General features: G+C 32.0%; 9 protein-coding genes. 3 read left to right on the top strand and 6 right to left on the bottom strand.

Annotated elements, in window-relative coordinates:
• The first annotated feature begins 27 nt into the window (after nucleotides 1–27).
• The gene (locus BQ5209_RS07450) at nucleotides 28–999 is read left to right on the top strand and encodes an FAD:protein FMN transferase (protein WP_085247913.1); all 972 of its coding nucleotides are present in this window, start codon (nucleotides 28–30) and stop codon (nucleotides 997–999) included.
• Between the two features lie 162 nt (nucleotides 1,000–1,161).
• Nucleotides 1,162–2,622, top strand: a complete 1,461-nt coding sequence (locus BQ5209_RS07445; RefSeq protein ID WP_085247912.1) for a DASS family sodium-coupled anion symporter — start codon at nucleotides 1,162–1,164, stop codon at nucleotides 2,620–2,622.
• An 83-nt stretch (nucleotides 2,623–2,705) separates the two neighbouring features.
• On the opposite strand, the gene BQ5209_RS07440 is transcribed toward BQ5209_RS07445, so the two are convergent.
• The 4 genes from BQ5209_RS07440 to BQ5209_RS07425 all read right to left on the bottom strand — a co-directional run bounded on the left by BQ5209_RS07440 (nucleotide 2,706) and on the right by BQ5209_RS07425 (nucleotide 8,574).
• Nucleotides 2,706–4,175, bottom strand: a complete 1,470-nt coding sequence (locus tag BQ5209_RS07440; RefSeq protein ID WP_085248139.1) for a Ppx/GppA phosphatase family protein — start codon at nucleotides 4,173–4,175, stop codon at nucleotides 2,706–2,708.
• Between the two features lie 64 nt (nucleotides 4,176–4,239).
• The gene (ppk1, locus tag BQ5209_RS07435) at nucleotides 4,240–6,297 is read right to left on the bottom strand and encodes a polyphosphate kinase 1 (protein WP_085247911.1); all 2,058 of its coding nucleotides are present in this window, start codon (nucleotides 6,295–6,297) and stop codon (nucleotides 4,240–4,242) included.
• A gap of 106 nt (nucleotides 6,298–6,403) precedes the next feature.
• Entirely contained in the window at nucleotides 6,404–7,816 is a 1,413-nt protein-coding gene (pykF, locus tag BQ5209_RS07430; RefSeq protein WP_085247910.1) for a pyruvate kinase PykF, read from the bottom strand.
• Between the two features lie 338 nt (nucleotides 7,817–8,154).
• Entirely contained in the window at nucleotides 8,155–8,574 is a 420-nt protein-coding gene (locus BQ5209_RS07425; RefSeq protein ID WP_085247909.1) for an META domain-containing protein, read from the bottom strand.
• A gap of 124 nt (nucleotides 8,575–8,698) precedes the next feature.
• Between BQ5209_RS07425 and hrpA the strand changes: the two genes are divergently transcribed.
• Nucleotides 8,699–12,541 carry an ATP-dependent RNA helicase HrpA gene (gene hrpA / locus BQ5209_RS07420; protein WP_370737835.1) on the top strand — a complete coding sequence of 1,281 codons (3,843 nt, stop codon included), beginning with the start codon at nucleotides 8,699–8,701 and terminating at the stop codon, nucleotides 12,539–12,541.
• 48 nt (nucleotides 12,542–12,589) lie between these two features.
• Here the strand turns inward: hrpA and BQ5209_RS07415 are convergent, their stop codons facing one another.
• Both BQ5209_RS07415 and BQ5209_RS07410 read right to left on the bottom strand, forming a co-directional pair.
• The gene (locus tag BQ5209_RS07415) at nucleotides 12,590–13,633 is read right to left on the bottom strand and encodes a YdgH/BhsA/McbA-like domain containing protein (RefSeq protein ID WP_085247907.1); all 1,044 of its coding nucleotides are present in this window, start codon (nucleotides 13,631–13,633) and stop codon (nucleotides 12,590–12,592) included.
• Between the two features lie 56 nt (nucleotides 13,634–13,689).
• Entirely contained in the window at nucleotides 13,690–14,403 is a 714-nt protein-coding gene (locus tag BQ5209_RS07410) for a helix-turn-helix domain-containing protein (RefSeq protein WP_085247906.1), read from the bottom strand.
• Nucleotides 14,404–14,628 lie beyond the last annotated feature (225 nt).

Genomic DNA, 14,628 nt, shown 5'->3' with positions numbered 1-14,628 from the left:
TTTTAAAATTAGTTGAAATTATTTAGCATGGTAAGTCAGAGCTATGAATATACTCAAACTTTAATGGGAACAACGGTTTCATTAATGCTTTTCGAGCCTAATGAAGCCGCTGCATATGCCGTTTTTCAGACAATAAAAACGCTTGAGGATAAATTGACCGTTAATAGGTCATCATCCGAAGTTATGTCAATTAATTCAGCTGCGGGACAACACCCCGTTATAGTGAGCCGTTCTGTTTTTTCTTTGATTGAACAAGCTCAAAAAATAAGTCTATATTTTAATAGTTGTTTTAATTTTGCTATTGGTCCCTTAGTTAAACTTTGGAAAATTGGTTTCAATGGTTATCAAGTTCCATCAGCTAAGTTAATTAGAGAAAAACTGTTGTTAATTGATCCTAAAAATATTGAACTGGATACAAACACATATTCTGTTTTTTTAAGAAAACCGGGAATGGAAATTGATTTAGGTGCAATTGCTAAAGGATATATTGCCGATGTTGTCAAATCAATTTTACACCAACATCAAGTGTACAAAGGTATCATTAACTTAGGTGGTAATGTATTAACATTAGACTCATCTTTAACAGATGGTAACGGCTATTGGCATATAGGATTAAGAAAACCATTTTCCACTAATGGAAAACTATCAGGAATTATAAAAGTTAAAGATAAATCAGTTGTCACATCGGGCATTTATGAGCGTTTTTTTATACAAAATGATCGTCTTTATCATCACCTATTAAATCCTCAAACAGGTTATCCATTAAATAATGAATTAGAAAGCGTAACTATCATTTCAGATTCTTCATTAGAGGGTGATATTTACTCAACCGTCTTTTATGGATGGGGAGTTGATAAAAGCAGACAATACTTGCAAAAGCATCAAAACTTGTCGGCTATCTTTTTGTTAAAAAATAAAACAGCCATATTAGTAAACCCCGATAATTTTATTTTTCAACAAATTGATACTCAATATCAAATAAAAACTGATTATAATTAAATTTTTGATTAAAAATTCCTCAGGAAAACTATTGATTTTATTTAGGTTTTTGTACTAATGTTAGTGCGATAAATTTGGCCAATAATAGTATGAACAGTAGCATAATTGTAACAGAATTAAATTTTAACTTATTAAAATATTTAAATTTAAAAGGAAAATACTATGAATTTAGTAAAGAAACCTCCAGTGAAATGGCCTGCGCTCATCATTATTACGGCAATTTCCGCGTTACTTTGGTTATATGTCTCACCACCAGAAGGTATTAGCCAAGAAGGTTGGCAAACAAGTATTATTTTTGTTGCTACCATAGCTTGCATTGTGGCTGAAATAATGCCAATTGGAGCAATTGGTTTATTAGCAATTACCGTTTTTGCCGTATTAAGACCATCTGGTGCAACCTCCGCAACTGAATCGATAAAAATCTCGTTAAGCGAATTAAATAGTAGTCTTATTTGGCTGATTGTTATTGCTTTCATGATCGCTCGTGGTTTTATCAAAACTGGTTTGAGTAAACGCATTGCATATTATCTTGTTAAAACGTTGGGTAAAAATACATTGGGGCTTGCTTATGGTTTATCTGTCACTGATATTGCATTGGCACCAGCTATTCCAAGTACCACGGCGCGTGCTGGCGGTGTAATATATCCAATAGCAGAGGCTTTAGCCATTAACTTTAATTCAAATCCTAAAGATGAATCAAGAAATCGTATTGGTACATTTTTAATGTTAACTATTAGTCATGTGAATGATATCACCTCGGCTATGTTCTTAACCGCATTTACTGGAAATTTATTGGCCGCCAAATTAGTCACAACATCGCTAGGTATTACATTAGGCTGGGGGCAATGGTTTGCTGCAGTCATTGTGCCATGTTTGGTTTCATTTATTGTGATCCCTTTGGTTATTTATTTTTTAACTAATCCAGAACTAAAAAAAACGCCAGAAGCGCCAAAGTTAGCAGCAGAAGAATTAAAAAAAATGGGATCAATCACAATTAAAGAAATCATTATGGGAGGGACTGTAGTTTTATTATTAGCATTTTGGATTTTTGGTAAAAACGTTGGTATAGATTCAACAACTACAGCCTTTATTGGTTTGACTATTTTGATTTTAACTGGTGTACTAAGCTGGGATGATATAAAAGGTGAAAAATCAGCTTGGGACACATTAATTTGGTTTGCAGCGTTATTAATGATGGCAAGTCAAGTGAATAAACTCGGCGTAACAAAATGGCTAGGTGACACAATAGGTAGTGTAGTGCAAAGTCATTTGGGAGAAAGCAGTTGGGTATTTGTAATAATTGTCTTATGTATTGCTTATGTTTATTTACACTACTTTTTTGCAAGTGGAAATGCTCATATTGCTGCATTATTTCCAGTTTTCTTATCGATTGCCATTGCGCTTGGTGTACCAACTTTAATTGCGATTTTTGCTCTGGTTATTTGCACTAACTACTTTGGATCAATTACACAATTTGCCAATGCTAGAAATCCGCTATTATTTGCTGAAGGATTTGTCCCAGTAAAAACTTGGTGGAAAGTTGGATTTATTTGTAGTATCGTAAATCTGATTATCGTATTTACTATTGGTATTTTATGGTGGAAAGTTATTGGCTTTGGTTAATAATTAGTAGATAGTGATATTATTCATTAATAATATATACCGCCTTTTAATGGGCGGTATTTTTATATATAAATTAATTTTAACTAGTAAATTGCAATTGATAGTTTCCAATCATCAATCATTTCCCAATATTTTTGTTCTTGTGCTAAATCAAGTAATATTAATTTATTATTTTTAACAAATTCTTTGTTAACTTCTAAAGTGATTTTGGTTAGTTTATTTTCTAACAATTTTAATTGAAAGGTTTGCAAATCAATTTCGGGATTCCGTTGATTATTTATTAGGATTGATAATCTCAGAATTTGCATTAATGATATAATATGTTTGTATTCAAATAAGCTAAAATAAGGTAGTTCATCAATATTAATTGATTTTCTATGATAACGAACAAGGGTAGATAGAAGTAATTGTTGCTCTTCATTAAACCCTGGTAGATTACTATTTTGCAAAATATAACTTGAATGTTTATGAATTGAAGAAAAGTTAATTTTTAACCCCACCTCATGTAACTGAGCTGCCCAATATAACATTGATTCAAGACTTGGCGGAATCGTCATTGATACTTGCTGTTGCCACTGTGAAAAAAAATATTTTGTAGTTTTTACAACTTGTTTAGCATGACGTTGATCTATGTTGTAATGTTCTGAAAGCGATTGTGCTGTATTTTGTCTAATATCTTGGTAGTTAGGACCATCAATTAACTCATAAAATACGCCGTCTCGTAATGCGTATGGACTAAACTGTAAAGCCTCTATGCCCAGTGCATTAAACACACCACTAAATATGGCCAGTCCACTAATAAAGACATTTTTCCTTTCATTGGAAAGCGATGGATAATCAATGTCGTGAAAGGATTTAAATTCTAAAACATAACTAATTAAGTCGTCTAATCTTTTAGGTGTAATTATACCATCGTTAACACCAATATCTAATAAAATATGATAAATAGATTTAATTGTTCCAGATGTACCAAATGCAACTGTAATATTCATTTTTTTTATCGTATTAATGATACTTTCAATTTGCTGTTCGGCTGCAAGTTTTGCTTGTTGAAATGAAGCAACATCAATTTTTTTTTCACCAAAAAACTGTTTAGTATAAGTTACACAACCCATGGGGCGACTGGCAACAATCAAAGGATTTAGATCATTTCCTTTTCCTATTGCAATTTCTGTAGAACCCCCACCTATATCTATCACAAATTTTGTATCAGTTGATGATGTTGATTCTCCTGTCATGGTGCCTAAATAAATAAGACGGGCTTCTTCTTGACCAGAAATAATTTCAATAGGGAAAGGAAATACTTTAGCGGCAGCCATTAAAAATTTATGTCTATTTTTTGCCACTCGTAAAGTATGAGTTGCTATAACACGAACATGTTCGGGGGGAAATCCATTTAATCGTTCTGCAAATAGCGCAAGGCATTCTACTCCTCGCATAATGCTTGATTCAGTGAGTTCGTTGTTGGCTTTAAGCCCAGTTGCAAGATGAATATTTTTTTTATTTTTATAAATGATCTGTATGGCACCGTTAATGATACGAGCAATGACCATATGAAAACTATTTGAACCAAGATCAACGACAGCATACTCATTGAATTTATTCACTTTAAAATCCTCATTCAAAAGACTCTGACTGCTTCAAATAATCATAAATGGCATATTGGGCTCTGATTTTTTTCTTATTACCTCTTTGTACATAATTGTTAGCTGCCTCTTTATCAATAATGCGAGCTTTTACATTATCATTGCACTGTATGTCAAAAATATTATGTATAGTTGATTTTATTATTGGATCGAAGATTTTTACTCCCACTTCAATACGATTATCTATATTACGAGGCATCCAATCAGCAGAAGAGATATAAGTATCTTTTTGTCCATCATTTTCAAAAATATATACTCGAGCATGCTCCAAAAATTGATCAACAAGACTTGTGACAGTAATGTTTTCACTTAAGTTTGGAATTTGCGGTACTAATACGCAAGTACCTCTCACTATCATTCTAATTTTCACGCCAGCACAAGATGCACGGTACAATTGATCTATCATATCTTTATCAGTTATTGCATTAATTTTTAAATATATACCTGCATTTTTTCCTGCTTTGGCATTGTTTATTTCTCGTTCAATAAATTCATAAAATCGCAATCGTGTATTTTGTGGAGAAACAAGTAAATGGTTAAATGATACTGGTTTAAATGGGTTTTCGATAAAATTAAATACATTTCTAACTTCATCTGTAATTGCGGGATCTGCCGTTAATAATGAAAAATCGGTATAAACTCTTGCTGTTTTTTCATTAAAATTACCCGAACCGATATGAGCATAACGAACAATTTCATCGTTTTCTTTACGATCAATTAAAAACAATTTGGCATGGATCTTTAGTTTTGGTTGTGAGTAGATTACTTTAATGCCACTACTAATTAATCGTTTGGCCCACTTTATATTTGCCTCTTCATCAAATCGTGCTTGTAATTCAACCACTACCGTAACTTTTTTACCATTATTGGCTGCATTAATAGCGGCGTGAATAAAGCGAGAATCTTTCGCAACTCGATAGATATTCATTCGAATGTGTGTGACAGAAGGATCAAATGAAGCTTGCCGCATGATTTCTAGGACATGACCGAAAGAGTAGTAAGGATAATAAAGCAAAACATCTCGATCTTTAATCGTTTCAAATGCATTACGAAATTGTTTAAATCTATTATAACTGAGACTTGGAATTTTTTTATTTAATAAATTTTTTTGCCCAAAATCAGGAAATTTAACAAGATCTTTAAAATTAGGATAACGTCCACTTGGCATTGCGTCTTGTTCTGTTAATCGTAATTTACTAATCAATAATTCAAATAATGCTTTAGGCATATCTTTTTGATAAGTAAAACGTACTGGCTGTGCAGTCAAACGTTGTTTTAAACCTTGAGACATCAATTCAAGTAAACTGTCTAACTCAGTGTTTAGTTCGTATTCTGCATCTCTGTTGATATTAATTGAGTAAGCATTTAATTCTTTGGCATCAAAAAACACTTTAAAAATATCAGGTAAACAATAACGTAATATGTTGTCTAAAAAAATGATGAATTTATTTTTAGTTGAAATTTCTGAAGGTAATAATACAAAACGGGGAATATTATCCGTTGGTAGTTCAAGTAGCGCATAACTAATGTTATTTTCATAAATAATTTCTACAGCTAAATAGGCATGATCATCTTTTAAAAATTGAATAAGTTCAGTGTGACTATCAAGTAAAATAGGGGTAATGTATTGTCTAAGATTTTTTTTATAATAATTTTTTATCCAATTTTCTTGATATGATGAGAGCTGTCTTTCGTTAATCAAAAAGATTTGATTTCTAGCCATTTCCAATAACAATTCATTATAGAGTTGGTCAAACTGTAATTCTAATTGTATAACTTTTTGATTTACTTGGCGCAATAAGTTTTTAGAGTTAGACAAAGGGTGAGCTTGTTCTTGTTCTATAAGTACATATTTTTTTAAGTTTGCAAATTGTACTTTATAAAATTCATCAAGATTACTCGAGTATATACCTAAAAAATGTATACGCTCAATAAGGGGATTACTTTTATCTGCAGCTTCTTGTAAAACGCGCTGATTGAAAGATAACCAGCTGAGCTCTTTAGGTAAATATACTTTTGCTTCAATCATTTTAGTCTTTCAAATTTTATCAATAATATTTTATACAGAATAGCTTATGTACAAAAAAAAGCTAGCAGACAGCTAGCTTTTTTTAGGTAGATTAAAAATTTCGTTTTTAGATACGATGAACAGAAGTAGTGTTAGTAGTTCCACTAGGTACTAAAGCACCAGACACCATCACAATAATATCGCCTTGTTGTAAACCGCATACTTTAACTGCCATCTCTTTACCTAAACGATAAAAATCGTCAGTTGAGTTGATTGAATCAATTAAAATAGGTTCTACGCCTTTAGTAACAGCTAGTTGATTAACCGTTTTTTGACTTGATGAAAGAGCTAAAATACGCGCTCTTGGGAAATAATGACGAACTTCACGAGCTGATTTACCACTGCGAGTTGCAACAACAATCAATGGCGCATTTAAACGTTCAGCAATTTCTACAGCACCACAACAAACTGCCGCTGTTATACGTAATTTTTCTTCTTTTGAAGTTAATTCTAATGATGCTGGAATTGTACTATCAGTGCGTTTACAGATAGTAGCCATTACATTAACTGTTTCTAGCGGATATTTACCTTTAGCACTTTCCCCTGAAAGCATAACAGCATCTGTACCATCAATAATTGCATTAGCTACATCACCAGCTTCAGCACGAGTAGGGCGTGGATTTTTGATCATTGAATCGAGCATTTGTGTTGCAGTTATAACTGGTTTAGAGGCTCTATTACATTTTTTGATCATCATCTTTTGAGCAAAAATAACTTCTTCAACGGCAATTTCAACACCTAAGTCACCACGAGCAACCATAATACCGTCAGAAGCTTCAAGAATTTCATCAAAATTATCTAAACCTTCTTGGTTTTCGATTTTAGAGATGATTTTAATGTCTTCACCACCATGAGCTTTTAAGTGAGCACGGATATCTTCAACATCAGAACGTTTACGTATAAATGAAGCGGCAATGAAATCAACACCTTGTTCACAGCCAAAGATGAGATCATTTTTGTCTTTTTCTGCAAGTGCCGGCAACTTAATTGAAACGCCTGGTAAATTGATACCTTTATTTTCACCAAGATCACCATTATTTAAAACTGTACAGATAACTTCATTATCTTTGATTTCTTTAACATCCATAGCAATTAAGCCATCATCAACTAGTACTCGATTACCAGGCTTAAGATCATGAGCAAAGCCGTCATAAGTAACCGCTACTCGTTCAGCATTTCCAATAACATTTTTATCTGTTGTAAAAGTAAATGTTTGACCGGCAACTAGCGATACATCATTCCCACCTTCCAGTTTAATGGTGCGGATTTCAGGACCTTTGGTATCTAACATAATTGCGGCTTTTAACCCTGTTTCTTGCATCACTTCACGCAAGTTTTTAATACGGTTGCCATGCTCTTCATAATCACCATGTGAAAAGTTTAAACGCATAACATTCATGCCCGCCTTTAATAATTTAGCTAACATTTCTTTTGATTCGGATTTTGGTCCGATAGTACAAACTATTTTTGTCTTTTTCATAATAATATCTACTTGTTAATTTATTTAATGTTAAAGTTAAAGTTTTAATTCAATTTAAAAATTTGATAAACCAATGTTAAGCAAAAAAAAACCAATGACAAGGCATTGGTGGGATTGGTAAAAAGGGTTTCTTGCAGCTTTAAGTAACTACAAAATTCACACAAAACACTCGAATAATATGATAATTTCATCAATAACTTAAATCCAATAAGAACTACCCTTATTATATTCTTAACAGTATTTTAAATAAAGTTTTTTATGTCAAATATCTTTTTTTGTTTATGGATTAATTAAGAATAGCCACATAATAGAAATATTTTTACCCAAAATAGTCTGAATTACATTAAATCTTTAAGTTGGTAAATAAGTTCATTCTCATGATTTTTTAAGATTAATTGATTACCGGTTAAATTGATTTTTGCCCCATCTTTAATCAATTTTTCAATAATATAATCTAATTGATTTAATTGATCATCATTACAAAGCATTTTAGTCATTGCAACACCTGACCCTTTAATGTTACCTTCATCTAACGTAACTTGACCAGTAAACTGATTACACATTTTTCCTGTGATTGTCATGTTTTCACCAAATATAAGCTCTGCAGGTTCATCTGAAAAAATATCTTGACCATTTACTTTAATCAATACAAAACGATGATGCATAAGATCACTATTTTGTATTTTACTCGACTCATTACATCCAGACATAACAAAAATAGCTGTAAATAGAGAAATGAGTAATAATGTTTTTTTCATTTGAGCTCCTAATAATAGGTTAAATTTGCTATAATTAAGCCTAATCATAATTATAACTTTTCGTAAAATATCTGACTCGTGACTCGCTATGTTATCTCAACTGCAATTAAAAAATCTTGATTCAATGACTTTGTTAAATAAACATAAAATAATAAAGTTGGCTAAGAAAAGTCAAACTATAACTGATATAGATTCTGCCATACAAGATGCTAACTTACATTACCAAGCTAGAATAGAATCGTTACCGAAGAACATTGATTTTCCTGATAACTTGCCTGTCGCTGAAAAAAAACAGGTAATTTATAACACAATTAAGCATCATCAAGTCGTTATAATAGCTGGCGAAACGGGTTCAGGTAAAACAACACAAATTCCAAAAATATGTTTAGAATTAGGTTTGGGTGTCAAAGGCTATATTGGCCATACCCAGCCAAGGCGATTAGCCGCACGTTCAGTGGCTAATCGTATCGCAGAAGAATTAAAAACAGAAATAGGGCAAATTGTTGGTTTCAAAGTCAGATTTTCTGATCATGTAAGTAACTCAACACTGATTAAATTAATGACTGACGGCATATTACTTGCTGAAATTCAAAAAGATAAACTATTGTTACAATACGATACGATTATTATTGACGAAGCTCATGAACGAAGCTTAAATATCGATTTTATTTTAGGCTACCTTAAGCAATTATTGCCTAAACGTCCTGACTTAAAAGTCATAATAACATCAGCAACGATTGATGTAGAGCGTTTTTCTAAACATTTCAATCAAGCACCAATTATTGAAGTATCTGGTCGTACCTATCCAGTTGAAGTTAGATATCGTTCACCTACACTGGCTGGAGATGATAATTACAAAGATAGAAATAGTGATTTTAAACCCATCATAGATGCAATTGATGAATTGTCAGCTGAAAGTAATGGCGATATATTGATTTTTTTAACCGGCGAAAGAGAGATTCGAGATCTTGCTGATACACTTAATAAATTAGAACTTCGACACACAGATATTTTGCCTTTATATGCAAGGTTATCAATAACAGAACAAAATCGTATTTTTCAATCACACACTAAAAGACGAATCGTTCTTGCAACAAATGTAGCTGAAACATCGTTAACTGTGCCAGGAATAAAATACGTCATCGACCCGGGTTTAGCTAGAATTAGTCGCTATAGTTATCGTACTAAAGTTCAGCGCTTGCCGATTGAACCCATATCACAAGCTTCAGCTAATCAACGAAAAGGGCGTTGTGGTCGAACCTCGGATGGTATCTGTATACGTTTATATGATGAACAAGATTTCTTATCGCGCCCTGAGTTTACTGAACCTGAAATTTTACGAACTAATTTAGCATCGGTGATACTACAAATGACCTCGCTAGATTTAGGTGATATTGCTGAATTTCCTTTTGTTGAAGCACCTGATGCAAAATATATTCGTGATGGCATTCGATTATTAGAAGAACTTGGAGCTGTTTTTACCAAACATCATCGATATCATTTAACTGAAATAGGGCGAATTTTAGCACAATTACCTATCGATCCAAGATTGGCGAGAATGCTGGTTGAAGCTAGACGATTAGGTTGTACTAAGGAAATCATGATAATTACAGCTGCATTATCAATTCAAGATCCAAGAGAAAGACCGTTTGATAAGCAACAAGCTTCTGATGAAAAACATCGTCGTTTTATTGATAAGGAATCCGATTTTATTTCTTTAATCAATTTATGGAATTATATTAAAGAACAACAAAATATATTATCCGGAAATCAATTTAGACGATTATGCCAAAAAGATTTTTTAAACTACCTTCGAATTCGGGAATGGCAAGATGTTTATACACAAATTAGACAGACGATTAAACAATTAGCATTTCCTATTAATAGTAAAGCTGCAGATTATAATTCATTACATATTTCGTTACTAAGTGGTTTATTATCCCATATTGGAATGAAAGAGCTTGAGAAGCATGAATATATTGGTGCGCGTAATATTAAATTTGCAATTTTTCCTAATTCAGCACTTTTCAAACATCAACCTAAATGGTGTATTGCAAGTGAATTGGTTGAAACAAGCCGATTATGGGGGAGAACGGTGGCTAAAATTGATGCTGAATGGGTTGAACCTATAGCCAAGCATATAGTTAAATATAGCTATAACGAGCCAAGATGGTCTAAAAAACAGGGTACAGCGATAGCGAATGAAAAAGTGACTTTATTTGGTTTACCCATCGTTGCCAGTCGAATAGTTAATTATAGTAAAATTGATCCCATATTGAGTCGTTCTTTATTTATTCGTCATGCTTTGGTTGAAGGTGACTGGCAAACCAATCATCAGTTTTATAAACAAAATCAAAAATTGATCAATGAAGTTGAAGATCTTGAACATAAAACCCGTCGACAAAATATTTTAATTGATGATGATGAACTTTTTGATTTTTATGATAGACGAATTGATAAATCGGTTATTTCATCTAAACACTTTGATACTTGGTGGAAACAAAAACAAAAATCCGATCCTGACTTTCTGAATGTCGAGAAAAAGATGTTAATCAAACAATCGGCACAACTGGATAATTTAAATGATTTTCCTGACTTTTGGTATCAAGATAACCTGAAATTAGCACTTAGTTATCAATTTGACATTGGGCAAAAACGTGACGGCGTCACTATAAAGATACCACTTAATGTGTTAAATCAGATCGAAAATAGGGGATTTGATTGGCAAGTACCGGGGTTTAGGAAAGATTTGATTGTTGCTTTAATTAAATCATTACCTAAATCATTGCGTCGGAATATTGTACCTGCACCAAACTATGCTGATGCTTTTTTAAGTAGAGTTCTTACTATAGATAAGCCTTTGCTTGAAAGTCTAGAAAGCGAATTTTACAAAATGACAGGGGTAAAAATTATCTCTGAAGATTGGCAACTTGATCAAGTCCCTGACTATTTGAAAATAACGTTTAGCATTGTTAATAATAGCAATAAAGAAATTGTTGCAAGCAAAGACTTAGGTTTACTAAAAGAGAAACTCAAAAATGAAGTTCAACAAGCATTGTCATCTGTAACAAACAAAAAAACAGCTCAAATTGAACAAAGTAATATAACAGATTGGAGTTTTGGTTCTTTGCCAAGTGTATATGAAAAAACACATAAAAATTACACTATTAAAGCTTATCCAGCAATCATTGATAATCAGCATTCAGTAAGTATTAAATTAATAGACAATCAAGCTGAGCAACAACGGCTAACCAAACTAGGATTAAGACGACTACTTATACTTAACATACCATCACCAATAAAATATCTACATGAAAAACTACCGAATAAATCTAAACTAGGTTTATATTTCAATGCTTTTGGTTCAGTGCTAAGCTTAATTGATGATTGTATTGCTTGTGGTGTTGACTATTTGATTGAAAAAAACAATCAGGTAATTCAAAGCCAAGATAACTATCAGGCATTATTGGGTTATACCAAAGTTCATATTAATGAATTGGTTGTTGATATTGCAAAACAAGTTGAGTCCATTTTAACTCTACATTACAACATCAGTAAAAAGTTAAAAGGTCGTATTGATTTATCATTAGCTTTTGCTTTATCTGACATAAAAATGCAACTTGACAACCTTGTTTACAAAGGATTTGTTGCCAAATCGGGTTATAATCGACTGCCAGATATCAACCGTTATTTATCTGCAATTGAAAAAAGAATTGAAAAACTAATATTGAATTCGACTAAAGATAGACAGTCAATGAATATAATAGAAGAGGTTGAAATTCAATACAAAAAGTGGGTGAATAGCTTACCAGATAATTCAAAATTACAAAAAAACGTAACTAATATCCGTTGGATGATTGAAGAGTTAAGAGTAAATTTATTTGCACAACAATTAGGCACGTTATATCCAATTTCTGCAAAACGTATTAAGCAACAAATTGACAAAGTAAAATCTGAGTTACAATAGTTAATAGAATTAAATAAAAAAATAGGGCGCTTATGCGCCCTAGTAAATTCATCGATAAAGATCGACAAAAACAGTTATGTTCGGACCATTTGGATCGTGAGACACTCGTGCAATATGATAATACTTAGCGCCAGCATCAATTGCTCGTTTACCTGCCTGATAAGAAATTTCCTGATCAGTAACATAGTAGCCTCTAAATTTAATTGTATCAAATGCTACCATTTTAGCAGCAGTTGCATCATTCAATTCTTGAATTTTGCGTCCATCTGGCAATGTGACAGTGTAACGATTAATTCGTTGAGGCTCTGAAGTCATCGTACTAACGTCAGACTTAGACGTGTTAGTTGATGTTGATTTTGTTGTATTATCAATCGGTTGCTCAATGACTTTTACTTTATTATTAAATTTATCAGCATAAAATTTCTCATTAAAAGCTGAAGGAGAATAATAACCAGGTTTTTCAACTTGCATTGCAGCATCACCACCCTTAGCTAGGGCTTGCTGACCAGCTTCAGAATCATAAGGAATTGCATTTTCTGGTTGTAGTTTACGTTCAGGTGCATCCTTCTTAAATAAATAGGCTGCAACTTGTATATTACTACCTAATTCAGAACGAGAATCAATATAAAAGGCATAAGCACCTTTTGTCGATGCTTCTTTCGCAATTGCTTGATTCATATCATATTCATTAGGAAAATAACCACGAATACGCACAACATTGAAAGGCTCTAAACGAATTGCTTTAGATTTTGGATATTCATATACACCTTCAAATTTGCGTAAATTTTCAGTTTGTTCTTCAGCTTTAGGAGCATCTGCTTTATATAATTTAGCGTAGACAATTCGTAAAGTGTCATTAGAAGGGCTGATATTGGTGGTTGTTATGAAAAAAGAAGCAGCACCTTCTTTATCTGCTGCTTTTGATATAGCCAAAACATAATCATTATCAGTATAAAAGGCTCCACGAATAGTTATACTTTTAAATGGTTGTAAATCTTTAGCTTGTTGCTCGGTTAATTGTTGAGCAGCAAACGAAGAAAGAGAGAAAATGGTCATAGCTGTAGCAATGAATACTTTCTTTAAACTTTTCATATATTAATGACCTTACAATGAATTATTGTGATTATTTTAACATATATGCTATGCGTCTACTTACCTAAATCTATCAAAGCATTTAAATTTTTAATAAAAATATATTTTCCTTTAGCTGACACAATATTTTGCTCCTGTAATTTTGATAAATTTCTACTAACCGTTTCAATTGTTAATCCTAAGTAGTTAGCAATCTCCGCTCGACTCATCATCAGTTTAATATTTAACGAAGAATGACCTCTTTTTTCATAACGTTGATAAAGCGAATATATGAAAGTTGCTAGCCGTTCATCCGCTTTTTTCTGTGAATAGCATAATACTAATTTTTGATAATTATAAAGATCCGAGCTGAGTAAATTAAATACCAGATCTCTGATATGTTTTTGAGTATCAACTAATGACATCAGTTCGTCATAATAAAGCTCACAGATGAGTGTATTACAAAGAGACTGAATATTATTATTATATACTTTGGTTGAAAGTGAATCTAAACCAACAATATCACCAGGTAAATAAAAACCATTAATTTGTTGTTGATTATCAGGCGTTGTAACAAAAGTTTTTAATGCGCCTGAATGAATAATATAGAATTTAGTAAATGGTGTATTAGCTCTAACTAGAATTTGGTTTTTAGTATAAGACATTTTACGCTCTAATATACCATCTAACTTATTATCAAGTAACATTGGAATACACATAGATGCTATACTGCATAGTTCGCATGGAACAGAATAACTTTTTGAACGTAATGTCTTGGAAAAATTTTGCATATTTAACGAATAATTATAGTTTATAAAATAGTAAGATTATCATATTTTACAATAAAACAACATTAGTTATTTTAATTTTGGTATCTATAAACAAGATTGATTTGATTATTTTAATTTTTCATTTATTGATTAATTATAAATTATGCGAGTAGTTAAATTAACGTCATATTATGCGATCTAATCACATATCATATTTTCTTATTTCAAATAAAAATACACAGAAAA

Origin of the sequence: Gilliamella mensalis (assembly GCF_900103085.1) — a bacterium.
GTDB lineage: Bacteria > Pseudomonadota > Gammaproteobacteria > Enterobacterales > Orbaceae > Gilliamella > Gilliamella mensalis.
The sequence above is the reverse complement of the archived record's forward strand: the minus strand, read 5'-3'. Positions and strand labels throughout refer to the sequence as shown.